The sequence below is a fragment of the Hyphomicrobium sp. MC1 genome, assembly GCF_000253295.1.
Lineage (GTDB): Bacteria > Pseudomonadota > Alphaproteobacteria > Rhizobiales > Hyphomicrobiaceae > Hyphomicrobium_B.
In genome coordinates, this window is the sequence record NC_015717.1 from 3,736,343 (window position 1) to 3,759,427 (window position 23,085).

Sequence of the window (23,085 nt, forward strand, 5' to 3'; positions counted from 1 at the left end):
AAATAGCGCGAAGCCAGGATGCGATTTGCATCCCATGCGGAGAGCATTTTATGACCGCCGAGATCATCAATCTCAACAAGGTCCGTAAAGCCCGCGAGCGCGCCGACCGCGAACGGGAGGCGCACGAGAACCGGCTTAAGTACGGGCAATCGAAGGCTGAACGCAGTCTCGCCGATGCGCAGCAGCGCAAGACGCAAGGCGAACTCGACGGCGCGCGGCGCGACGATAACAGTCCGGCGGAAGATGCTGACGACTTCGATCCCAGCACCGCCTCGTAATGAGGCCTGAGAAGCGTTCGTTCTCGATCCAGGGCCACCGCACGTCGATTTCGCTGGAGAGCGCGTTCTGGGTCGCACTCAAGGAAGCCGCGGCTGAAGACGGCATGACGCTCGCAGGCCTCATCAATTCCATAGACAAAACTCGTGGTGAGGCTGGGCTTTCGAGCGCTGTGCGCGTTTGGTTGCTGGAGCGGCTCAAAGCGCGCGCGCAGCCAGCGGCCGATCGCTAACGCACTTCATCAGCGTTGCTTTTGCAGGCGCTGGCGCTGGCGCTCACGGAACTCGATGTCGGGAGGCCGTGACGAGCCGGTATCGCACCACGGATTGCCATAATAACCAAAGCGGCCATTGATTGGCACGCAATCACGGTCAGCCCGGAGCGCGGGCCTCTGCCAGGTGTGTTTGGCTTTGGAGCGCGGCTTATGCGTCGCCTCTGCCGGTGATGAGATGGCAAAGGCTGCAACGGCAGCGGCTAGTGCAATCGATAATCCTCGCATGCCCAACCTCGCTTAAAATGCGCGGCGCATGTCACAAACGGGAGTTACGCCGCACCGGAGGTAAGCATTGGCGCGACGGATGAACAGTCGCCGCGCCGAAATTGCCTAGGGCAGTCTGCCCCAGCTGAAGAGACCGTAGAACCATGCCGTGACCGCGCCGAATCCTGCCGACATGCACAGGATGGGCACGATCTGACTGACGTCACCCTCAAGCAGCGGCGAAGGTTTTCCGGCGAGGTACGGCACGACGATGAATGCGCCGATGAGTGCCGGACCGAAAAGGCCGAGGATGGCGCCGCGGATCGTCATCATGCCGATCGGCTTCCAGCCCAGCAGAAAACCGAAGAGTGCGCCCCAGAGCCCGGCCGTGATGCCGTTGCCAATCATCCAAGGCAGCACAACCGAAGGAATGAGGAGGCTCGGCATCGGCCGAAGGCTCCAAGGTTCGGCGTCCCACCCGGTCCAGTAGTGAACGAAAAACCAGCTGATCGCCTCTTGCACGGTCGCGGCGGCGATCACGCCTGCGATGAAGCCCAAACCCAAGCTCTTCAAGACATTCATGGCCGTGTCCCCCTTCCAGATGTCCCCTTTTTACGTGTGACGCTCCCCACACTGTCTTGCTACTCTGCTTGGTCGGCCAAATCCATTGTCCGATGCTCAAAATGCGGATTTCGAGCCGCCATTGTCCGCATGCGGCAACGGTTCAAGCCTCGGCGACGCGAACGGCCTCATTTTCGCCTATTCGCTACGGCTTTCAGGGCGCGCCGCACAAAAGGTGCCGCTTATCCACAGGATGGGCACCGCAATCTCGGACGAGATTTGAAAACGGGGGCGGCGCGTCCGGGGGGCTGGCGCTTGCGGTTCCCTGCTTATCCCAATCGCTTGGCCATTCGAGCCTGAGCTCGCCAAAGCCGCGTCGCACCGACGCGGAGCGGACCCGATTGGGCTTTTTCCCATCACTCAACCAAACGAGGACTTCCCATGCGTAAGGGAACGATTGCCGTGCTTTCTCTTGTACTTGCCGCCACAACGTCAGGTGTCGCCGACGCCCGACCAGACAAGGACGACGGCGACCATTATCGAGATCGGGCCATGACGAGCCGCAAGATTGCGCGTCTCTCGGGTACATCGACTGCGTGTCTGACATCGGAGGCTCGCAACCTCCTCGCGCGTATCCGCGGACAGTTTGGCAACGTCCAGATCGTCTCGACCTGCCGGCCGGGTGCGCGTATTGCCGGTACGGGACGGCCGTCCCGTCACGCCTCGGGACAAGCGATCGACTTCCGCGTGCCGGGCCGCAAGGCTGAGGTCGTGCGTTGGCTTATCGCCAACCACCGGAACGGGGGCGTCATGACCTACCGGGACATGGACCATATCCACGTCGACGTCGGACCTCGGTTCGTGGCGCTGAATGCCGCCAGCGGGCGCAGCTAAAGGTTGAAGGTGGGAATATGGTTTCCCGCCTGCCTTTCCTCCGGGCGCCGCATATGGTTTGCGAAGACGATCGGAAACGCCCCGCATTTCAAAGCTATTTTGATCTCGGAAGGGGGTGCCCGAAGGCTGCGACGATCTTGCCTTTCTCACAGGACCAAGGCATATAAGTCGCCGTCGAACACGCCTTGGCTTACTCTTACCAGCGCTACCGCCTGCCCTAAGACGTCTCCATCGCGCGATTTGATTAGCCTCCGGTGTTTAACCGGGGAATTTATGTTTGCTTTGGAGGCAATTGATGTCGAACGGGACTGTGAAGTGGTTCAATGGTCAGAAGGGCTATGGCTTCATTCAGCCGGAAGAAGGTGGAAACGATGTGTTCGTCCACATTTCCGCTGTTGAGCGTGCAGGCCTTCAGTCGCTCCGCGAAGGCCAGAAGATCTACTTCGAAACCGAGCGTGGACGTAACGGCAAAATCGCTGCCGTGAACCTGCGTCCGCTCTAAGGTTTTCGAAACCACTCCACTCATGCGGGGAGCAGCTCGTCTGCTCCCCGCTTTTCTTATTCTGAAAACAAACAACGTTCGGAGATCGAATGGCGAAAGAAGAGATGCTCGAGTTCGAAGGCGTGGTGGACGAAGTTCTGCCGGACGCCCGCTGCCGCGTGAAGCTCGACAATGGGCATGAAGTGATTGCCTACACATCCGGTCGCATGAAGAAGAACCGCATCCGCATTCTCGCTGGTGACCGCGTGACGGTCGAGATGACGCCTTACGACTTGACCAAGGGCCGCATCAATTTCCGTCACAAAGACGGACGCCCGCCGATGGGTGATGCTTCTGGCGCCTCGCGCACGAGTGGCGGACCTCCGCGCCGCGGCGGACGCTAATCAAGACCAACGGCTGCACCGTCATCACGGCGACGCAGCGTCTAACTTCTGACGGCCCCGAAGCGCTGCTCAGGCGCGAGTGACGATCTCGGAGGCCCGTCTTTTGTGATCTGCGCCGAGGCGCTGCGCGATCCACAACCAAGCGGCGGCAAGCGGAACGGCGACGGCGCCCATTGCGCCTCCGGCAAAGCCAAGGCCTCCGCCGAGCAACGCATAGAGCCAGCCCGATGCTGCGTCGCCGCCGCGAAACACAACGGTGTCGATGAAATTCTGCACCTTGTATTTCTCGTCCGGGCTCGCGAGCGTGTAGATCAGCTTGATCGCGGGATTGGCGAGCGCGAACGCCACGATGCGCTCGGCGACCATGACGGCGGCGACGATGCCGAGCGCAGCATCGAACGACAACATCAGCACACCGATCGCGCCCGTCACCGGCAATGCAAGCAATGCCGCCGTCACGCCAAAGCGTTTCAGAATGCGCGCCGTGCCGAACACTTCGATCAGGAACGTCACGATACTGACGACAAGATCGCGGCCGGAGAAAAACAGGACACGGTCTGCGTTGCTCGAGATCGACGTTGCGACGAGGCGTGCCTGCTCAAGATAAAAGAACGTACCGATGACGTTCGCGATGAAAATGAAAAGTGCGATGCGCGCGAACATCGGCGTCGTAAACACCTTGATGGCGCCGTCGAGAATGCCGCCGCCAGCGGGCTCGGTTTCACCACCCGTCGCTTCCGGCGGCTTGATACGGCGCAACAGCAGGCTGGCGATCATCGCGGCCAACAGCAAGACCGCCGAAACGAGCATCAGATCGACGGGCGCGAAAATGCGCACAAGCCCTTGCGTGATCAGGGGACCGGCCAGCGCACCTGCGGTACCGCCGGCTGAAATGAAGCCGTAAAGCCGTTTCGCTGCGTCGTGCGACCAGAGCTCCGACATCAAGCTCCAGAACAGCGACACGACGAAGAGATTGAAGACACTGCCCCATACAAAAAACGTTCCCAGCGCCGCGTGATTTTCCGGCGCCGCCTTTAGCGCCAGCCAGAAGGCAACCAGATTGGCGACGAAGAATGCGTAGATCGCGGGCAGCACGTAGCGGCGCGGAAAGCGGGCAGCGACAAAGCCAAAGAGCGGCACCAGCGCCAACATCACGAAGAAGACGATGGTAAAAAGCTTGTGGAGAGAATCCTTGCCTAAGGCGACGCCGATTTCATCGCGCACCGGGCGGATGACGTAATAGGCAGACAGCAAGGCGAAAAACATCGCGAAGGACGCGAGAAGCGCCGCAACCTCGTCAGGCGCGACATTAACGAAACGGCGCAACCACCGCGGCGACCCAGAATGTTCTGTCGGCATTGTTCCCCGCGGCACGGACGAGGGAACCCTCTTTGCCTAAACGGAACAATCAATCAAGGCTGCGCGTCTTTACGATGGTGCGCCGCAATCGGAAAGCACCCGAGTGTACCCTTTATGCATGGGGATGCTTAGTCGTTAGGCTCATGAACTATTTCTAGATTGTGACGATGTATAATCGTTCTATACTTATGCAATGCAGCAACAACGCGCTGCACTGCGACGTGGTCGAAGCCCCCAAAGACCATAAAAAACAAAGGGTTGGGAACGATATGAACTATTATGCCTATGAAATGGCCCATGCGTTCATGTCCCCGGTGCGATTCGGCGTTCAGGCTTTGCGGCAGACGCTGGGATGGCCCCTTAATCCAATGGGGTACACGACGGCCGGCAAGAACATGATTGCCGCCTGCGAGGTGTTCGAGAACATCACGCGGCGCTATGGCAAGCCCGAATTCGGCATCGGCAGCGTACAGCTCGCGGGTCTTAAGGTGCCGATCCGCGAAGAGATCGCGCTCTCCAAGCCTTTCTGCAATCTCATCCATTTCGCGCGCGATGAAACCGTCACGGGCAAACGCTACGATCCGAAAGTGCTCATCGTGGCACCAATGTCGGGCCACTACTCGACGCTGCTGCGCGGCACGGTCGAAGCCATGCTGCCCGAGCACGATGTCTACATCACCGATTGGTCGGATGCGCGGAACGTTCCCCTCGCCTCCGGTCAATTCGATTTCGATGATTTCGTCGATTACCTGATCGAGTTCATGAGCTTCATCGGCACCAACACGCATGTGATTGCGGTGTGCCAGCCGGCCGTTCCGGCGCTCGTCGCAGCGGCCGTGATGGCGGCGCGCGGCGAGCAGTGTCAGCCGTCGTCTCTGGTGCTTATGGGCGGGCCGATCGACACCCGGCGCAATCCGACGAAGGTCAACGATCTGGCCGCGCAGAAATCGCTTGCATGGTTCGAGAACAACGTCATTTCGACGGTGCCTTTCCCTCACGCGGGTTTCATGCGGCCTGTCTATCCGGGCTTCATGCAGCTCACCGGCTTCATGACGATGAATCTTGACCGGCACATGAATGCGCACGTCGATCTGTTCAACAACCTCGTCAAAGGCGATTGCGACAGCGTCAAGCAGCATCAGACGTTCTACGAGGAATATCTGTCGGTGATGGATCTCACCGCCGAGTTCTATCTGCAGACGGTCCAGATCGTGTTCCAGGAACACCTCTTGCCCGACAAGAAATTGATGCACCGCGGTGAGCTTGTCGATTGCGCCGCGATCCGCAAGACGGCGATCATGACGGTCGAGGGCGAGCGCGACGACATCTGCGGTCTCGGACAAACCGAAGCGGCGCACGATCTCTGCGTCGGCGTGCCGACGGACGAGAAAATTCATTACGTGCAGTCCGGCGTCGGCCATTACGGCGTCTTCAACGGCACCCGCTGGCGCACGGAAATCCAGCCGCGCATTCGCGAGTTCATCCGCACGATCAACTACAAACGGCTGACCGGCGGCAAGAGCACGAAGATGCCGAGACCTTATCGCGCGCTGAAGGATACGCCGGACGTCGCGCCCGACTGGCGGGTAAAGGCGAACGGCGTGCTGGACGAAGTCAACGGCCAGCATTCAACTTCTTCCGCCGGCGAATAGACTCTGCGCTCGTCATGTTGTGCTAACCTCATCCTTGCTAGGTTAGGATTCTCATGACGACTCCACTCGATTACTACGACATTGTCTGGCGCATGGTGGCTGCCGTCCTATGTGGCGGCGTCATCGGGCTTGAACGCGATCTGCGGCGTATGCCAACCGGATTTCGGACCATGGCTATCGTCAGCCTCGGCGCTTGCGTGGCGGCGCTGGCCGGCGAACGCACCGGTGATGCAGCGGCTTTCAGCCGTATCGCGCAGGGCGTCGTGACGGGCATCGGCTTTCTCGGTGCCGGCGTCATTCTTCAGCGCGGCGACAAGATTCGACACGTCAAAGGTCTGACCACCGCGGCCGCGATCTGGCTCACGGCCGCGATTGGCTTGATGTGCGGCCTCGGCGAATTGCAATTGGCGGTCGCCGCGTCAGCTCTCGCGATTGCGGTGCTGGTCCTCGACTTCGTCGGATCGCGTCTGTTCCAAAAGCCCGATCAGCCGCGCGATCCGCCAGAAGAGGATACGTTCACCTCTCGCGACGGGGATTAGTGCGCCTCATCCCAGTTGTCTGCGGCCTTGGCATCGACGTGGATCGGGACGGAGAGCTTGATCGCAGGCTCGGCCGCGGTCTCCATTACGTGACGCGCGGTTATGATGAGCGCGTCTGCCTGATCCTGCGGAACTTCGAAGACGAGTTCGTCGTGGACCTGCAGCAGCATCCGCGCCGATGACAGATTTGCGGCCACAAGAGCATCCGGCATGCGGATCATCGCACGGCGGATAATGTCGGCGGCGGAGCCTTGGATCGGCGCGTTAATCGCGGCACGCTCAAGAAAGCCACGCATCGATGGGTTCTTGGTGTTGATCTCGGGATAATGGATGCGGCGTCCGAAAATCGTTTCGACGTGGCCGTGCGCGTGCGCCTGCTTTTTCGTGGCATCCATATAGTCGCGAATGCCGGGGAAGCGTTGGAAGTAGGTCTTGATGTAATCGCCTGCTTCCTCGCGACTGATGCTGAGCTGGTTTGCTAGGCCGAACGCCGAAATACCGTAAATGATGCCGAAGTTGATCGCCTTGGCGCGGCGACGAACTTCGGCCGGCATATCCTTCACGGGCACGCCGAACATTTCTGACGCGGTCATGGCGTGAATGTCGAGGCCGTCGGCGAAAGCCTTCTTCAACTGCGGAATGTCGGCAACGTGGGCGAGCACGCGCAATTCGATCTGCGAATAGTCCGCCGAGACGAGCTTCATGCCTTTTTCAGCAATGAAAGCCGTGCGAATTTCGCGGCCTTCCTTGTTGCGGATCGGAATGTTCTGCAGGTTCGGCTCGGACGATGCCAAGCGTCCGGTCGTCGTGGAGGCGAGCGCGTAGCTGGTATGAATGCGGCCCGTTTCTGGATTGATATAAGTCGGCAGCGCGTCGGTGTACGTCGACTTGAGCTTCATCAACTGCCGCCATTCGAGCATCGTGTTGACGAGGCGACGGGCGTCGCCGTGAAGGTCTTCGTTGGCAGCAAGATCATCGAGCAGGTTGGCGCGCGTCTCCCATTGGCCGGTTTTTGTTTTCTTGCCGCCGGGAAGCTTCAGGCGATCGAACAGCAGCTCTCCGAGTTGTTTCGGCGAGCCGAGATTGAACTTGTGACCAGCGAGGCCGTAGATCTCTTCTTCGAGCTGCACAGTGCGCTGCGCGAATGTACTTGAAAGTCGCGCGAGAATATCGCGATCGACCTTGATGCCTGCGTGCTCCATCGCGACGATCACGGGAACGAGCGGTCGTTCAAGCGTCTCGTATACCGTCGCCATGTGCTCGGCGGCGAGGCGCGGCTTGAGCGCCATCCAGAGACGCAGCGTGATGTCGGCGTCTTCGGCCGCATATTCGGTTGCCTTGTCGATTGGAACGCCCGCGAACGACTTGTCGGCCTTCTTGGCGCCCGGCGCGTGCTCGATGACTTCGGAAAATGACAGGCATGTGTGGCCCAGGTGGCGTTCCGACAGAACGTCCATGCCGTGCTGGCCGCGCCCGCCGTCGAGCGCATAAGAGAGCAGCAACGTATCGTCGAACGGCGCGACCTCGACGCCATAACGCTTCAGGACCAGCACGTCGTATTTGATGTTCTGTCCGATTTTCAAAACCGATGGGTCTTCGAGCAGCGGCTTCATCAGCGCGACCGCCTCGGCAACGGCCAGCTGAGGCGGACGATTGCCGTCGCCAAAGAGATCGCCGCCGCCGGACTGATGTCCCACGGGAACGTAGCAGGCCTCGCCCGGCGTCACCGACAACGAAAAGCCGACGAGGTCGGCTTCTGTCGCGCTCAGCCGCGAGGTTTCGGTATCGAAGGCGACGAGGCCTGCGCTCTGCGCCTTGGCGATCCATGTCTCCAAGTCGGCGCGCGTCGTGACGGTCTGATAACGCGACCGGTCGACCTGCGCGCCGCGGGCAAGCGCGCTACCGGCCGCCACTGCAGCGGCGGGCGTGGCGTCTTCCGATGCAGCTTCTTCTTCTAAATCTTCGATCTTGTCGGAAAGCGTTTGCGGCTTAGCTTTCACGCTCGCACCGACTGATACGGCAAGAGGCGGCGGCGCTTCGGTGCCCAGCGCTTCGGCGATACGCTTGGTCAGCGTGTTGAATTCCATCGTGCGCAGGAAGCTCAGAAGGGCATCCGAATGCGGCTCTCGCACGCCCAGCGCCTCGATGACGGTATCGAGCGGAACGTCGTCCTTCAGCAAGACGAGTTGGCGTGAGATGCGGGCTTGCTCGGCGAACTCGATGAGCTTTTCGCGCCGCTTCGGCTGCTTGATTTCTCCGGCCCGCGCCAACAGCGTATCGAGATCGCCGTAACTGGTGATGAGTTCGGCCGCGGTCTTGATGCCGATACCGGGCACGCCGGGAACGTTGTCGACGGAATCCCCCGCGAGCGCCTGGACGTCGATGACCTTCTCAGGCGGAACGCCAAACTTCTCGATCACCTCGTCACGGCCGATGCGTTTCGACTTCATGCCATCGAACATCGTGACGCCAGGACGCACGAGTTGCATAAGATCCTTGTCGGACGAGACGATCGTAACGTCGCCACCGGCATCGACGGCGAGCCTGGCGTAAGTCGCGATCAGATCGTCGGCCTCGTAGCCGTCGCGCTCGATGCAAGCGACATTGAAGGCTTTGACGGCATCGCGGATCAACGGGAATTGCGGCAACAGTTCTTCCGGCGGGGGCGGCCGCTGCGCCTTGTACTTGGGATAGATGGCGTTGCGAAACGTCTCGCGCCCGGCATCGAAGATGACCGCGAAGTGCGTCGGCGCTTCGGAGATTTTCGTCTCGCGCAGCAGCTTCCAAAGCATGGCGCAGAAACCGTGGACGGCGCCGACCGGCAAGCCGTCCGACGGTCGCGTCAGCGGCGGCAAAGCATGAAAGGCGCGGAAAATGTAGCCCGATCCATCGATCAGATAGATGTGGCTTCCTTTGGCGACCGGTACGGTCTCGGCCAGTTCTGAAGCTGAAGGAGATTCAATTTTCGTTTGCTGCATTGTTTCTCTGTTGGCCATGGCGGAAGCGACCAGTTGCGGTTGCGCGTCGTTTATCGAATTGCCTAGGAATATGCGCTTCGCCGCGAAATCGCGGCCATTTTCCCACGCTATCGGAACATTCTGTTGCTTGGGTCAGACGTCCGTTGACAGCGGGTCGCCCCCATGGCTGAAGTCCGCCGGTCCTTATCTAAATACCGGCCGGCAAAGTTGCAAATCGTCGCTCTTGGGAGAGTATTTGTCATGCGCACGACCGTCAAACTCGCTGCCCTCGCCGTCACTGCTGGAGCCATGGCCTCCGGCCTTGCGGCCACTGACGCCAGCGCCCTGCCGCGCTGCCGACCGCCGGTCGAAGGTACGGCATCCGCAACGGGCATCCTAGGCGCAGGAACCGAGAAAGCGCAGGTCGAGGCGCGGGAAAATTGGAAGTACACGGTCGCCCGTCTCTATGGCCGCCGCTATGCCGATTTTTACAACGCCCAGAACAAGCAATGGGATTGCAAAAAAGGCGCGATCCTGCTCGCGAAGTGTGTCGTCGTCGCCAAGCCCTGCCGGTATTGAGCGGTATTGAGAACTTACGATAATGGCGGCTTTGGCGCCCTGGCTCCAGGGTTGTAGCTCGCGCCGCCTTTGACGGGCAGCCGGGTGAGGCGTCCCGCCTCACCTCAATTTCCCGAGGATCGCCGGTTCTGCGGCCTGGGCTGCACAGCTTGGCGTTTGCGGCTGACCTTCGAATGGGCTATCAGTCTCGCCCGAAGCACCCGTAGCTCAGCTGGATAGAGCGCTGCCCTCCGAAGGCAGAGGCCAGAGGTTCGAATCCTCTCGGGTGCGCCATAGGCCCTGCGGGCCGCAGTCTACCACCACTCAAATCACGGCTTGGACGGACGTCGGCAGCGACGTCTGCCCTTCGGACCAAAAGCGTTTGCGCGAATTGCCGAAGGCCAATTGGGGCCAGAAGCGGCCATACACGACGGCATTTCACGCGAAGGCTTTTCCAGAAATCTTATCGAAAATATTGTCGAACAGCGCGAACGCCCGCTTTTCGATTTCCGCGGCGTGGTCGTCCGCGTAGCGTAAGGCGATATCGAGAGATCGCTGGTCTTCGGCGGGCATCGCGGCTCGATAGGCGCACCAATCCCGAAGCACCGCATTCGAGACTTCGGGATGGAATTGTACGCCGACGGCGTTTCCGCGTTCGAAGGCCTGCACGGTATTGTTGTCCCGCGCCAAGACTTTCATGTTGCCGGGGAGGGTAATGAAATCGCCATGCCAGCGAAGCCATGGCCCATGCCAAACCGGCGCGCTGGCAATAGCGTTTGCCATCCAGCCGCGATAGGTATGTCCCATAGGCGAGACGGTTCCCCCCAGAGCCGTTGCCAGAAGCTGAGCCCCGAAGCAGATGCCGAATACAGGCACAGCATTATCGACAAGACGCTTCATCAGCGCACGTTCCCGCGCGATCCATTGAACGTGCGTCTCGTATACGCCGCGCCGGGAGCCCAAAAACACGACGACGTCATCGACGACGTTCGAGAGATCGGTCGCGACGATGTCTTTCGGCGATAGTGTCCGTCGGCAGCTCCAGCCTTTGGCGCGGATGAATTTCTCGACGAGGCCAGCGCTGCCGTACGTACTATTTTGAATGACTGTGACTTTCATATTCCGTCCGTAGGGGCGCCTCCGATATTTGGCGTGTGCGTCTCATTCAGGGCCAGAGCTTTGCCGCGTCGAAGCGATCGCCGCGAATGCGGAGGTCGAAGATGTCCGGGCGATAGTAGTGGCCAGTGACATCGAACATCTGACGATTTTCGTAGACCGTCTTCACGTCGATCGTATGCGAGATCAGTCCCTCGACACCGGGCGAAGGCGGAATGATGACACTCCCATCCGGCGCAACCAAGGATGATCCTCCGTTGAAGATGGTATCGAAGCCTTCTGCGATGAGTTCCTGCTTGAATGGAAAATCGTCGGGAATGTCGTTCATGGATAAAAGCCCGTGAACGCTCAACGACCAGACGCGGCCTTCGCGCGCTGTCGCCGAAACAATGCCTTCGGCGACAGCGGCATTTCCCGGCCACAGACTGATGTGAAGCTCTTCGCCGCCGCAGTAGAGGGCGAAGCGCGCCATCGGCATCCAGTTTTCCCAGCAACACAGCCCGCCAACCTGAACCCCCGAGATTTGATGTGTGCGAAGTCCATGCGCATCTCCGGCGGCCCAGCATAGGCGCTCATCGTGCGTCGGCATGAGCTTACGATGGACGCCCAGCACACCTTTGCTGGCGTCGATCTTTAGCAGCGCGCAGTAAAGCGTACCGCGGCCGACGTTGCTGCCGCGTTCATTGAAACCGAGGTAGACGGACACGCGATAGTCGCGCGCCGCTTCCACGATCTCTTTCACTTCCGCGGAATCCGCTTCCATCGACGCGTCGAGAAAGCAGGCATAAGCCTCACTCTGCTTCGGATCGCCGAACGCCGCGGCATCCGTCCGGCAAAGCCAGAACGGATATCCGCTCACGAACGCCTCGGGGAACGCCAGAAGATCGATCTCCTCAGCGGCCGCCTGTTTGATCGTGTCGATGACCTTCGCGACCGTCGCACGTTTATTGAGCCAAACGGGCCGGATCTGAGCAGCGGCGATCTTCAAGGGTGTCTCCTGGAGGGTTGTTCTTAGAGAGGACGCCCGGCGCCTCAATACATCTCGAAGTATTCCTTCTGCTCCCAATCCGTGACGGCGGCGAGGAAGCGGCTGACCTCATACTCTTTAAGCATGATGAGGTAGTTCCAAAATTTCTCTCCGAGAGCGTCCTTAATGACCGCACTGTTGCGGAATCCCTCGATCGCGTCCATCAGGCTGCGCGGCAGAAGCGGCGCGTCGGCGAGATAGGCAGCGGCTGCGGGTTTGCCCGGATCCTTTTGCGTTTCGACGCCGTTGAGACCGGCGATCAATTGCGATGCGATGTAAAGATACGGGTTTGCCGTCGGCTCGCCGATGCGGTTTTCGACGCGGGACGCCGGATCGTTCGGGCGGCCGATGACGCGGATCATGGCGCCGCGGTTTTCGAGCGCCCAGCCGGCCTTGAACGGCGCGAATCCATCCGGCCTTTGCCGTTTGTAACCGTTGATTGTCGGCGTCGTCATCATCGACGTGCCAGCCGCATTCTGCAGCAGACCACCGACGTAATTCATTCCGAACGCGGAGAGCGGATTGTCACCGCCTTCGGCCATGAAGAGGTTCGTCTTGTCGGCGATGCGTCGGATCGATTGGTGCATGTGCCAGCCGCTCGGAAACACATTCGGTACCTGCGGATTGGCCATGAACGTCGCGTGATAGCCATGCCGGCGGCATATTTGTTTTACCGCCGAACGGAAGAGAAGCGCGCTGTCTGCGGCTTTCATCGCGGTCATCGGAGCGAACGTGATTTCGCACTGGCCCGGCCCCCATTCGTCCTCAACGGTTGCAAGCGGCAGGCCCAGGTCTTCCAGGTTGGACTGCAAAAGGCGCAGGACAGGGTCGATTTCATCGCCGCGGTTTTCCGTCAGATACTGATAGCCGTGCGAGATCATCGAGACCTTCGGAGGCTCGGGGGGATAGCCGCTCTCCTCGGGCCTCAGGCTCGGATCCTCGAGCTTGAAGACATAAAATTCGAACTCCAGGCCCACGAGCATTTCGAGACCTTTTTCTTCAAGGCGCTCGAGCTGGCCGCGCAGAACCTGGCGGGTCGACAACGGGCACGGCGTGCCGTTGGCAAGATAAGCGTCGCTTAGGATCCAGCCGGTATCGGGCGCCCAAGGCAGAACATGGAATGTCGAGGGATCGGGAACCAGGACCCCATCAGGAAGGCCGATCATCTCGGGCACATTGAGCTTATTGGAATCGCCGAACGGTGAGACGATCGGATGGTTGGTTGTGTCGAAAATTGCGGTGACGAGCTGGAAATCCTTGCCGCTCTTGAGACTGGAACGGAACTCCGCGGCGGTCACTGTCTTGCCGCGCACGATGCCGTGTTGATCGCCCCAGCCGATGCGGATGTATTTGATGTTTTCGCGCTCGATCCTTGCGATCAGATCGGCGGCCATGAGCTTCTGCTCTTCGCTCCACAGGCCGTGATCTTCAATGAAATGGGGTTGCTTGGCCGACATCGTGTTGCCCTTTGCTCGAGACTTGAGATCGTGATTAGACGTGGCCGGCGCAGAGCGCCGGCGCCACCAGTTGTGGAAGCCCATGGTTGTTTACTTGGCCGCTGCTGCATGTTCGGCCGATGCGAGCATTCCCTCAGGCACGCCCTGATAGATGAGCCTGCCGATCTTCTCGAATTTGGCCGGGTTCGTCGTCTTGATGAGGAATGCCCCGGCAAGGCCGACCGCGAAGATCGCGATGTCGAGTGGAATAATCCAGTCCGCAAACGCAAACCCGCCACCAAGGAACTCCATGTTCGTCGCGCAAAGATAGAGCGCGAACGCCTGCGACAGGAACGCCAGCAGTGGGGCAACGAACGTCGACCAGCGTCCGGCTTCGGATGCGTGATTGTTCTTGAAGTAGACGATGACCGCAAGCGACACGACAGCCTGGGCCGAGAGGACAAGGATCGTACCCATCAGCGCCATCAGACTGAACAGCCCGGCGTAGGCATCGGTCTGCGGGTTGTCCGAGCCAATGAAGATCGCGAACGCTGCAATCACCAGGATGGCGATCGCGGACTGAACGATCGAGGCGACATAGGGCGTCTTGTGGACGACATGCGTGCGCGCCAGTGCCTTCGGGAAGACGCCTTCGCGGCCCAAGGCATAAAGATAGCGCGCCGCCGTGTTGTGAAATGCCATGCCGCAGGCGAATGAGCTTGTCAGTACGAGATAACTCATCAACGACGTCACCCACGGTCCGAGCAGCTTCGTTGCCGGATCGAAGAAGAAGGTCGCGGAGTTGTTCTGCGCGGCTTCGATCAGCGAGTGAAAGTCGGGATAGGACGAGACGACCGCCCAGCTTGTGACAGTATAGAAGACGCCGAGGCAGATGACGGACACGTAGAGCGAGATGGGCACGATCTTTTTCGGATTGACCGATTCCTCGGCATAGTTCGGGGCCATTTCAAAACCGACCCACGACCAGAAGGCGAAGAACAGTCCGATACCGGCGGCGCCGCCAAGCAGCTTGCCGTCGGGCGCGAAGCCCTGGAATGCGGCAAGGGGGTTGAGTGCCGATGCGGAGACGGCGACACCGTGGCCCGCATGGGCGAAGATACCCAGATCAAAGAACAGCAGAATGAGAACTTCCGCCACCAAAGCGACGCCGAGCAGCGCCGCCGATAGTTGAACCTCGAAATAGGTGAGCACGGAGATCAGTACGACCATGCCGACGGCAAGCGGTGCCCACGGCACGTTGATACCGAATAGCTCGTTTAGCTTGAGGTTCAAGAAGTAGGAAAGACCGCCCGCAAGCGCCGGTTCGAAGATCGCATAGGCGGCAACAGCACAAAAGCCGAAGGCCATGCCGAGTTCGCGGCCTAGCCCGTGGCTTATGAAGGAATAGAAGCCGCCGACAGCGGATACTTTTGATGCCATCGCCGCATAGCCGACGGAGAAAAGCAAAAGGATCAAGGTGGCGACGAGAAACGCCGCGGGCGCGCCGTAACCGTTGCCGTTGCCGACGACGATTGGAATGTTCAGGAGGCTCGCGGTCATTGGCGCCGCGCCCGTCAGCGTTAGAAACAGAACGCCGACGAGCCCTACCGCCTTTGGTTTCAGGAGTTGGAGGTCTTTTTGCTTTGTTACGTCGAACGATGAGCCGCCGGCCGCTTCCGCGGTGGCTTTGCCACTTTCTACAGACGGATACATGTGCATTCCCCTGCTTAGTTTTGGGGTTCCCTCGCGGACCCCTTCCAGCAAGCGCTTTGCAAGCGATGTACCAAATTAAACAGAATTTGCAATATATATGACTTTCTGTTCCATAAATAACAGAAGCCTGTACCAAATTTTTCAAATCGGGTATCGCTGGTTTAGCGTTTTAGTCGGAGCTTTGGTGGCCCTCCAGTGCCGGGGGCTGCATGAAATTTCAGCTATCGGGAAAAACATTGCTGTACTATTTGGCACAAAATAAGAAACCGAGTAGCTCGGGAAGGATTGCCCGTCGGGAGCCACGCCCATGACCGGTTTACCGCACACCACCGTCGCCGAGATGATCCGCCGACGGCTCGATCAGTTGACGCCGACCGAGCGCAAGGCTGCCCTCATCCTGCTCGGCAACTATCCGGTGCCGGGGCTGCAGACCGTGGCGCAGTTCGCCAAGCAGGCGGATGTCAGCAATCCGACCATCCTGCGCTTGATCGCCAAGCTCGGCTTCGGCGCTTACGCCGATTTTCAGCAGCAGCTGCGCGATGAACTCGAAGCACGTTTGCGGTCGCCATTGACCAAAGACGTTCTTGCAGCGGATGCCAAAGGCGCCGTTGAGGTTCCAGCGTTCGCGAAGTATTGGGAGTCGGTCTCAAGCGCCATGGCGGCCTCGATGCATCTCATCCGCCCGTCGGAATTCGACGGTGCCATTAGGCTGCTCGCCGACGACACGCGGCCGGTGACGATCCTAGGCGGCCGTCTCACATCCAGTCTCGCATTGCAGGCCTTTCTTCACCTGCGTGAATTGCGATCCAATGTAACGCTCATCGACAGTCAGACTGCGACATGGGCTGAACATCTTCTAGGTGTTACGTCGTCGGATGCATATCTTCTGTTCGACATTCGCCGCTACCAGGACGACGTCGTTCGCATGGGGCAAGAGGCTGCGGCGCGCGGAGCAAAGATCATCCTTTTCACGGATGAATGGCTATCGCCCGTGTCGGCCGTTGCGGAACACGTGTTTGCCCTGCGGATTGCCGTCAATTCCAATTGGGATTCATTCGCGCCGATTTCCGTTCTGATCGAAGCGATGATTGCGCGCCTCAGTGCGCTGCGGTGGCCGGAAGTGAAGGCGCGTATGGAAGAACTGGAGGCCATTCGGAGAAAGCTCGATGCGCGATAGCGAGCGCCCCCATCTCGCTCAGCGACTACCAGCGCGCCCTTTCATGGCTCGCTACTAAGGCTCATCAGCGATCATGGAACACACATTTCCTAACGTCGGCTGCACATTCAACAGCTGATGTGCGACGAGGTGATAAGCGGTTTGCCCTTTTCACATTCGCCCAGCATCCTCCCATTGGGCATTGCGGCTACGGCTTTGGGAAAGGCTCAGTAGCTGGGCATCCTCGGCCAGTTCGGCTTCTAGCTTTTCAAGAGCGTCTAGTAGCAGGTTCGAACTTTCTCCAGTGAGGCGCGCCATTGCAAAAGGATCAATTAATCCGGCTGAAGCGATACCGCATCGGACGACGATGAGAACTCTTCGCCGGGATGCGAAGACTGCGAACCACGAAGTCACAGCTAATATGCCAGCGTCCGCATTCCGCACGTAAGCCGACACGATTTCGACGTCGTAGGAACGACCGCTTCTGACCCCGAGCGGACGTCAGTCGGTGGCGTAAACCTCTTAGCGGAAAACGCAAGATATTGATCAGTGCCGTTGAATGGTTGGCTAGAGCCGGCATTGTGGCAGATACGCAGTCCCGCCTTGCAACCGCGTATGACCCCGCAGGAGGCACCAGCCTGTACTACAGGCCGTTTGGCTGAGTCACATCTTGTATCCGGGCTTCTTGTATAGCCGGTCGGGCTTATTGACGATATCTGGGATATAAACCTCTTCACGCCACCGATCAGCATCTACCTCTTCGAACGATACCGACACCGAAGCGTCGCCGTATTCGAGGGCCTTCGTAACTTGCTCTGCGATGGCCACTGCAAGCTCCTTCTTCTTTTCCTCGGTCTTCCCAGGCCAAAGCTTGACGATTACATGAGGCATTAGAGTCTCCCTTCGTGGCGGTCACAGTCGAATAGTTCGGCAATTTTCTGGTGATGTGATTTGAGTTGGTCAGGGGCTCCAAAGCGTGTCTTTGGAGCCCTCGCAGTGACAGATCACATAGCGTTGCCTGTCACCAAGGCTGCTTAGCAGGCCCTACCGTGAATTCGCTAACGGTCGTATCAGCCGGCATATCAAGTGCGAAGGCGACAACCTCGGCAATGCGTTCCGGCGAGATACCGAAAGCCGCGTAGAGGCCCCGCATTGCTTCGGCAGCCTTCGGATCGCTGATCGTATCTAGCAATTCCGTGTTGATTGCTGCCGGATAGATGGTGGCAGTTCGAATGTTTGTCTGTTCCATGGCCGATTCCATCCGCAGCACTTCCATGAACTCACGGACAAACCACTTTGTGCCACCATAAACAGCTGCGTTCGGATAGGCCTTCAATCCCGCGACGGAAGAGTTCGCAATTATGTGTCCGGACTTCTGTTCAATGAATGTTGGCATTACGGCCGCGACGCCGTTCAGCACGCCGTTGATGTTGACTTCAACCATCTTGCGCCATTCATCGGTCTTTAGCGCCGACACGGGGCTGCTGGGCATGAGACCTGCATTCAAGAAAATCGCGTCTACATTCCCGAAGGACTTCTTGGCAAGTGCAACAATGGCCTCATTGTCACTGGTTTTCGTTACGTCGAGTGCCTGATAGGCGGCCTCGCCGCCGCTCGCCCTGATCTGCTCTGCGATTTGCTTAAGTTTGTCGTCTCGACGCGCGCCGAGAACGACCTTGGCGCCTTTGGTCGCGAGCAACTTCGCAGTGGCTTCGCCGATGCCAGAAGAGGCACCCGTGACGATGACGACTTTGTCTTTGATCATATTCGAATTCCTTTGGTGTTTATGGCGCGATCAAGCGCCGTATTGAGCGTCCGATACCTGCTCCATCCACTCGACTGTGGTTCCGTTCAGGACTTCCTGGATCGCGGTATGGGTCATTGCTTGATCTGGTGCGGCCCCGTGCCAGTGCTTCTCACCGGGAGCGAACCAGACGACGTCACCGGGTCGAATTTCCTCGATCGGCCCGCCCCAGCGTTGAACCCGGCCGAGACCCGAAATGACGATCAATGTTTGGCCGAGCGGATGCGTGTGCCAGGCGGTGCGCGCTCCGGGCTCGAATGTCACGTTCGCACCCTGAACACGTTCTTTGTCGATGGCGTTGAAGAGCATCTCGACCTTGACCGACCCCGTGAACCAATCGGTCGGTCCTTTCATGGCCGGGTGGCTGCCTGCGCGAACGATGTCCATGACGTTCCCCTTCCTGCTGTGATGCTTGTGCTGGCAATCTAAGGAGGAACGAGTTATCCAATTAGTCACAATAATTCGCATGAACTATTGAGCGAGATTCAGGAATGGGTCGGGATGAGCTGGGGGAGCTGCGAGCGTTCATCGCCGTAGCCACCGAGCGCAGCTTCACAAAGGCGGCAGCCAAATCTGGGGTATCCCCTTCCGCGCTTAGTCACACGATCCGCGGATTGGAAGAACGCCTTGGCCTTCGCCTTCTGGCAAGGACGACGCGCAGCGTTTCGACGACAGAGGCTGGGGAGCGGCTCTTTCAGTCGATCTCCCCGCATCTCGAACAGATCCGGGCAGAAGTCGACGCGCTCAGCGACCTGCACGACAAGCCATCCGGCACTGTTCGCATCAGTTCGGGCGACCATGCCGTTCAGTCAATCTTGCGGCCAAAGCTGGCAAAGTTCCTGATTGATTTTCCGGATGTGAATGTCGAGGTTTCAATCAACAACGGCTTCATCGACATTGTCGGAGAGCACTTCGACGCTGGTGTCCGACTCGGCGAATCCATAAGCAAGGATATGATCGCAGTACGGATCGGGCCGGACTGGCGCTTCGCCGTTGTTGGTTCGCCAGATTATTTTTCTCGACGTTCGCCCCCCGAACATCCGCGGGAGTTGACCAACCACCGATGCATTAATCTGCGCATGGCCGCGGCCGGTGGCCTCTACGCTTGGGAATTCGAAAAAGATGGTCGAGAGCTTGAAGTCAGAGTTGGAGGTCAGCTGACATGTGACAGCATCATTCCCGTGCTACACTCGGCCGTAGACGGGCTCGGGCTCGCCTACGTTCCCGAAGAACTAGCACGTCCATACATTGCGACTGGACAATTGCGTGCGACGCTCACTGATTGGTGTCCGCCCATCGAGGGCTATCATCTCTACTACCCCAACCGCCGCCTAGCATCGCCGGCCTTTGCAAGGTTCGTCGAGGCGTTGAGGCATCGCGCCTAGCATGCGAGGCGTATCAGGTCAGAAACAGGACAGACCTGCAAGAATGGCAAGATCACTCCTTCTGGCTCTGAACTCATACGTAACGAGGGAATGGCTGCTACTGGCCCGAAGCGGACCTTAATTACCGGTCGAGCCTACGTCCGTTGATGACTGAGCCCCGGCGCGTGATGACAAACCGTTAGAAAATAGAAAGCAGTTGACCTTGCAGACCCCACGCCTCGAAACCGTTCGCTGCACCGAATGAATCTCTTGTTGAGCCTCTACGAACATCCACTTCCGAGTAGCTCACTTGCGCTGGCGGCTTTAGGGCAGGCGGTAAAAACGAGAGCCGCGGGGTATTTGCGTAACAATCCGCTATCCACGTAATCTGTTGCCATCTTCGCGGAATGCGAGAATTTTTTCTGGAATCGGGTCGAGGGAAACCCAGTCGTCAAAACCGATCTCTTCCTTCCTCGAGCTTCTAACGGAGAGACCGCTCTCGCCGGTATCGATTTCGACGATCGTCTCAGGTCCGAGATGTTCTACTGCCGCGACACGGCCGACACCGACGCCTCCTTCGGATGACCGTTCCATACGCAAATGCTCGGGCCGAATTCCTATAAATTTCGCCTCCGGCGACGTCGCAGGATGCCCGTCCGGCAGCGAAATTGCGCGATCGCCAATCTCGAAGCCACTTGGACTTCGAGCGATAACGTTGATCGACGGCGTTCCGATAAAGCCCGCCACAAAAAGATTGGACGGATCGTCGTAGATTTCGAGCGGTTTGCCAATCTGCTGGACGACGCCGTCGCTCATAACAACGATGCGATCTCCCATCGTCATCGCCTCGATTTGATCGTGCGTCACGTAGATCATCGTCGCGCCAAGGCGATGATGAAGACGGACCAACTCGCTGCGCATCGCGTTGCGCAGTTTGGCATCAAGGTTCGACAGCGGCTCATCGAACAGAAACACTTCCGGCTCGCGCACGATGGCGCGGCCCAGCGCTACGCGCTGGCGCTGGCCGCCGGAAAGCGTCTTTGGCTTATCATTGAGCATAGTGGACAAACCTAATACGTCAGCCGCGGCGTTCACCCGTTCGGCGATCTCCGATCGCGGCACCTTCGCAAGCTTGAGCGCGAATTCCATATTCTCGCGCACCGTTTTATGCGGATAAAGCGCGTAGGACTGAAACACCATCGCAATGTTGCGCAGGCGGGGCGCAAGATCCGTCACATCGCGATCGCCGATCTTTATGGTTCCGCCAGTTGCTTCCTCAAGACCTGCCAGCATTCGTAAAGTGGTTGTCTTACCGCAACCGGACGGTCCGACAAGGACGAGAAATTCGCCGTCCGCAATATCGATCGATACGTCTTTGACGATAACGCGATCACCGAAACGCTTCGAGAGGTTCTCAAGCTGCACGCCACTCACGCGAATGCTCCGAGATGAATAAATTCAAGGGTGATGAAGACAACAACACCCCAAAATGCGGCCTCGCCCGGCTCCAGACGTTTCGTTCGATAATTCCATGCGGAAATGCCAAGCTGTAAAGGCAGAGCGCAGGCAAGCGTCACCAGATGGCCCATCATCGCAAGCCTCCGACACCGCGAAGTGTAGCTTGAATGGCCCATGCGCAAATCGGCAAACATAGAACATCGACGGCCGATATGATCAGTGGCGGCGCCTTGAGCGCAACCATCGCCCAACTGCCCAGCACCAAAAGCAGGGAATAGAGGAACGCGAAGCACCCCTCCGCATAGCGCCCTGCAACAAAGTCTCTGAAGCTTTTGCGAAGAAACCGTTCCGTTCGCACCGGTGAGGGCACGACATCCCCACCGGTACGTGCGCCCCCCATCATTTCTTCATGACCTCTTTGGCTTTCTCGGCAATTGCATTGAGTGCAACGTCGGGTTTTTCCTGATCCGCTCCGGCGGCACTGAGATGCTCCATGATAACCTGCTGCATCTCGATCCACTCCGGAAGCGCCGGACGCGGGTAGAGATAGTTTTTGGCGATCATCTCGCGGAAGAGCTGCACTGGGCCGCTGTCATCCCACTTGCTCTGAGCAAGAACGTCTTTGCGGAAAGTTGCGCAGCCAAACGCTTCGCAACGCTCTTGCACGTCTTTACTCGCCAGCCACTGCGCGAGCAGGAACGCCGCTTCCTTGTTTTGCGACTGCTTGGGGATCACGAAAGCATGCCCCTCAGAAACAGTCTTATGATTGCCGGGATGCAGAAAATATCCGACCTTACCCGCGACCTTGGGGCATTCCTTCGGCATCTCGAAAAAAGCGGTCGAGTCCGCCCAAGACGGAACGGAGAAAAGATTGCCCGCGCAAAAGTCGGCGTATTCCTCGTCCCAGGTGTATTCGCGATAGGATGGCGGCGAATAGGCCCGCCACGACAGCATGGTGTCGAGCGCCTTCTTTGCGACTGGCGAAGAAAACCCTTCTTTGCCATCGGCCGAAATCATCTCGCCGCCCATAGACAGGAGCATGCGCTCGTAGTCGAAGATGACGGTTAGATGGCGCTTGAACGCAGCCGCAGTTCCATAAACCGGATGGTCGAGCGTCTGTCCCGCGAGCTTTTCGCCGGCTTTGCGCCCGAAGAACGAGGCAGCATCAGTCCATTTCTGCCAATCGTCGACATTGACGATCTTGTCGCCGTTGAAGGGCGTGTCATAGCCGAACTTCGCCTTGAAGGCGGCCTGCTCTCCAGGATCCGCAGCGATATCCTTGCGGTAGATGCCGAACGGCGGCAAGAAACTGTAGGGCATAGCGATGAGCTCGCCCTTGTATTTCATCTGCGTGACGAGCGCCGGAACGATATCTTCGATCTTGAAAGACGGATCTCTGAGCTTGGCATCATCGAGAAACGGCTGGACGGGTGTCGCAAACTTTTGCCCGCCCCACACACCTGTCGAGAACGGATTGATCTGCACGAGGTCGTAAATCTGCGTGCCCGTCAACGCATCCGTCAAAATCTGCTGCTGGATTTGTCCGATGTCTCCAGCTTCGACGTGGACGTTTATGCCCGTCGCCTTCTGAAACTCGGGAATAAGTTTTTGATAGGCGATGCATGGCGCGTAGGCCTCGCAGGCCATGTTCACGGTAGCACCCGAATAGGGCTTGGCCGCCTCCGTAAGATCCCACGCTTCCGCCGAAGTGGATGCGAGGTTCGTGAAGAACGATAGCGCGAGTGGTATGACGGCACATATGGATCTGCGGAACGAAAGCATGACGGCACCTGGATCTTGTTGACTGATGACGTGCGCCGGGCTTCCCTGCCCGATCCTCGTTATTGTGCCT

Annotated in this window: 24 protein-coding genes and 1 tRNA gene; 11 read left to right on the plus strand and 14 right to left on the minus strand. The window is 58.8% G+C overall.

Translation table 11 applies throughout. From position 1 onward, the window contains the following. Nucleotides 1-50 precede the first annotated feature (50 nt). Together HYPMC_RS18035 and HYPMC_RS18040 are read left to right on the plus strand one after the other, a co-directional pair. Nucleotides 51-278, plus strand: coding sequence for a DUF4169 family protein (locus HYPMC_RS18035; protein WP_013949504.1), 228 nt, complete (start codon nucleotides 51-53; stop codon nucleotides 276-278). Then, nucleotides 278-508, plus strand: a complete 231-nt coding sequence (locus HYPMC_RS18040) for a ribbon-helix-helix domain-containing protein (RefSeq protein WP_013949505.1) — start codon at nucleotides 278-280, stop codon at nucleotides 506-508. Before HYPMC_RS18035 ends, HYPMC_RS18040 begins: the two co-directional genes overlap by 1 nt. A 9-nt stretch (nucleotides 509-517) precedes the next feature. On the opposite strand, the gene HYPMC_RS24580 is transcribed toward HYPMC_RS18040, so the two are convergent. Both HYPMC_RS24580 and HYPMC_RS18050 read right to left on the minus strand, forming a co-directional pair. Continuing rightward, nucleotides 518-775, minus strand: coding sequence for a hypothetical protein (locus HYPMC_RS24580; RefSeq protein ID WP_013949506.1), 258 nt, complete (start codon nucleotides 773-775; stop codon nucleotides 518-520). Between the two features lie 105 nt (nucleotides 776-880). Beyond that, on the minus strand, nucleotides 881-1,336 hold the full coding sequence (locus HYPMC_RS18050) for a hypothetical protein (protein WP_013949507.1): 456 nt from the start codon (nucleotides 1,334-1,336) through the stop codon (nucleotides 881-883). Nucleotides 1,337-1,756: 420 nt separating this feature from the next. On the opposite strand from HYPMC_RS18050, the gene HYPMC_RS18055 reads away from it, so the two are divergent. From HYPMC_RS18055 to infA, 3 genes are all read left to right on the plus strand, one after another. Beyond that, entirely contained in the window at nucleotides 1,757-2,209 is a 453-nt protein-coding gene (locus tag HYPMC_RS18055) for a D-Ala-D-Ala carboxypeptidase family metallohydrolase (RefSeq protein ID WP_013949509.1), read from the plus strand. 295 nt (nucleotides 2,210-2,504) lie between these two features. Beyond that, complete coding sequence (locus HYPMC_RS18060; RefSeq protein WP_013214405.1) at nucleotides 2,505-2,711, plus strand: cold-shock protein; 207 nt, start codon at nucleotides 2,505-2,507, stop codon at nucleotides 2,709-2,711. An 89-nt stretch (nucleotides 2,712-2,800) separates the two neighbouring features. Continuing rightward, nucleotides 2,801-3,094, plus strand: coding sequence for a translation initiation factor IF-1 (gene infA / locus HYPMC_RS18065; RefSeq protein ID WP_013949510.1), 294 nt, complete (start codon nucleotides 2,801-2,803; stop codon nucleotides 3,092-3,094). A gap of 69 nt (nucleotides 3,095-3,163) precedes the next feature. Here infA and HYPMC_RS18070 read toward each other — a convergent pair whose 3' ends face one another. Then, complete coding sequence (locus tag HYPMC_RS18070) at nucleotides 3,164-4,420, minus strand: NTP/NDP exchange transporter (RefSeq protein ID WP_244420920.1); 1,257 nt, start codon at nucleotides 4,418-4,420, stop codon at nucleotides 3,164-3,166. Nucleotides 4,421-4,722: 302 nt separating this feature from the next. Between HYPMC_RS18070 and HYPMC_RS18075 the strand changes: the two genes are divergently transcribed. Both HYPMC_RS18075 and HYPMC_RS18080 read left to right on the plus strand, forming a co-directional pair. Further along, nucleotides 4,723-6,105: a polyhydroxyalkanoate depolymerase gene (locus HYPMC_RS18075; protein WP_013949512.1), complete on the plus strand. Its 1,383-nt coding sequence runs from the start codon at nucleotides 4,723-4,725 to the stop codon at nucleotides 6,103-6,105. Nucleotides 6,106-6,158: 53 nt separating this feature from the next. Further along, nucleotides 6,159-6,644, plus strand: a complete 486-nt coding sequence (locus HYPMC_RS18080) for an MgtC/SapB family protein (protein WP_013949513.1) — start codon at nucleotides 6,159-6,161, stop codon at nucleotides 6,642-6,644. On the opposite strand, the gene polA is transcribed toward HYPMC_RS18080, so the two are convergent. Beyond that, nucleotides 6,641-9,622 carry a DNA polymerase I gene (gene polA, locus HYPMC_RS18085; protein ID WP_013949514.1) on the minus strand — a complete coding sequence of 994 codons (2,982 nt, stop codon included), beginning with the start codon at nucleotides 9,620-9,622 and terminating at the stop codon, nucleotides 6,641-6,643. The genes HYPMC_RS18080 and polA overlap by 4 nt on opposite strands. Nucleotides 9,623-9,862: 240 nt before the next feature. Between polA and HYPMC_RS18090 the strand changes: the two genes are divergently transcribed. Together HYPMC_RS18090 and HYPMC_RS18095 are read left to right on the plus strand one after the other, a co-directional pair. After that, the gene (locus HYPMC_RS18090) at nucleotides 9,863-10,180 is read left to right on the plus strand and encodes a hypothetical protein (RefSeq protein ID WP_013949515.1); all 318 of its coding nucleotides are present in this window, start codon (nucleotides 9,863-9,865) and stop codon (nucleotides 10,178-10,180) included. A 196-nt stretch (nucleotides 10,181-10,376) separates the two neighbouring features. Further along, nucleotides 10,377-10,453, plus strand: a tRNA-Arg gene (locus HYPMC_RS18095). 144 nt (nucleotides 10,454-10,597) lie between these two features. Here the strand turns inward: HYPMC_RS18095 and HYPMC_RS18100 are convergent. The 4 genes from HYPMC_RS18100 to HYPMC_RS18115 all read right to left on the minus strand — a co-directional run bounded on the left by HYPMC_RS18100 (nucleotide 10,598) and on the right by HYPMC_RS18115 (nucleotide 15,451). Continuing rightward, nucleotides 10,598-11,278 (minus strand): type 1 glutamine amidotransferase, encoded by a 681-nt coding sequence (locus tag HYPMC_RS18100; protein WP_013949516.1) that lies wholly within the window; start codon nucleotides 11,276-11,278, stop codon nucleotides 10,598-10,600. Between the two features lie 46 nt (nucleotides 11,279-11,324). After that, on the minus strand, nucleotides 11,325-12,263 hold the full coding sequence (locus HYPMC_RS18105; protein ID WP_013949517.1) for a carbon-nitrogen hydrolase family protein: 939 nt from the start codon (nucleotides 12,261-12,263) through the stop codon (nucleotides 11,325-11,327). Between the two features lie 44 nt (nucleotides 12,264-12,307). Then, nucleotides 12,308-13,759 (minus strand): glutamine synthetase family protein, encoded by a 1,452-nt coding sequence (locus HYPMC_RS18110; RefSeq protein WP_013949518.1) that lies wholly within the window; start codon nucleotides 13,757-13,759, stop codon nucleotides 12,308-12,310. A gap of 90 nt (nucleotides 13,760-13,849) precedes the next feature. Continuing rightward, complete coding sequence (locus HYPMC_RS18115; RefSeq protein ID WP_013949519.1) at nucleotides 13,850-15,451, minus strand: APC family permease; 1,602 nt, start codon at nucleotides 15,449-15,451, stop codon at nucleotides 13,850-13,852. Nucleotides 15,452-15,758: 307 nt separating this feature from the next. Between HYPMC_RS18115 and HYPMC_RS18120 the strand changes: the two genes are divergently transcribed. Then, nucleotides 15,759-16,628, plus strand: a complete 870-nt coding sequence (locus tag HYPMC_RS18120; protein WP_013949520.1) for a MurR/RpiR family transcriptional regulator — start codon at nucleotides 15,759-15,761, stop codon at nucleotides 16,626-16,628. 642 nt (nucleotides 16,629-17,270) lie between these two features. Here HYPMC_RS18120 and HYPMC_RS18125 read toward each other — a convergent pair. The 3 genes from HYPMC_RS18125 to HYPMC_RS18135 all read right to left on the minus strand — a co-directional run bounded on the left by HYPMC_RS18125 (nucleotide 17,271) and on the right by HYPMC_RS18135 (nucleotide 18,798). After that, nucleotides 17,271-17,498: a tautomerase family protein gene (locus HYPMC_RS18125; RefSeq protein WP_013949522.1), complete on the minus strand. Its 228-nt coding sequence runs from the start codon at nucleotides 17,496-17,498 to the stop codon at nucleotides 17,271-17,273. A gap of 130 nt (nucleotides 17,499-17,628) precedes the next feature. After that, nucleotides 17,629-18,372 (minus strand): SDR family oxidoreductase, encoded by a 744-nt coding sequence (locus HYPMC_RS18130; protein ID WP_013949523.1) that lies wholly within the window; start codon nucleotides 18,370-18,372, stop codon nucleotides 17,629-17,631. A gap of 30 nt (nucleotides 18,373-18,402) precedes the next feature. Then, complete coding sequence (locus HYPMC_RS18135; protein WP_013949524.1) at nucleotides 18,403-18,798, minus strand: cupin domain-containing protein; 396 nt, start codon at nucleotides 18,796-18,798, stop codon at nucleotides 18,403-18,405. A gap of 104 nt (nucleotides 18,799-18,902) precedes the next feature. On the opposite strand from HYPMC_RS18135, the gene HYPMC_RS18140 reads away from it, so the two are divergent. After that, entirely contained in the window at nucleotides 18,903-19,796 is an 894-nt protein-coding gene (locus HYPMC_RS18140) for a LysR family transcriptional regulator (RefSeq protein WP_013949525.1), read from the plus strand. A gap of 354 nt (nucleotides 19,797-20,150) precedes the next feature. Here HYPMC_RS18140 and HYPMC_RS24565 read toward each other — a convergent pair whose 3' ends face one another. The 3 genes from HYPMC_RS24565 to HYPMC_RS18155 all read right to left on the minus strand — a co-directional run bounded on the left by HYPMC_RS24565 (nucleotide 20,151) and on the right by HYPMC_RS18155 (nucleotide 23,015). After that, complete coding sequence (locus HYPMC_RS24565) at nucleotides 20,151-21,209, minus strand: ABC transporter ATP-binding protein (protein WP_013949526.1); 1,059 nt, start codon at nucleotides 21,207-21,209, stop codon at nucleotides 20,151-20,153. Then, complete coding sequence (locus HYPMC_RS24345; protein WP_155831279.1) at nucleotides 21,206-21,367, minus strand: hypothetical protein; 162 nt, start codon at nucleotides 21,365-21,367, stop codon at nucleotides 21,206-21,208. Before HYPMC_RS24345 ends, HYPMC_RS24565 begins: the two co-directional genes overlap by 4 nt. A 265-nt stretch (nucleotides 21,368-21,632) precedes the next feature. After that, nucleotides 21,633-23,015 (minus strand): ABC transporter substrate-binding protein, encoded by a 1,383-nt coding sequence (locus tag HYPMC_RS18155; RefSeq protein ID WP_024276413.1) that lies wholly within the window; start codon nucleotides 23,013-23,015, stop codon nucleotides 21,633-21,635. Between the last annotated feature and the right edge of the window lie 70 nt (nucleotides 23,016-23,085).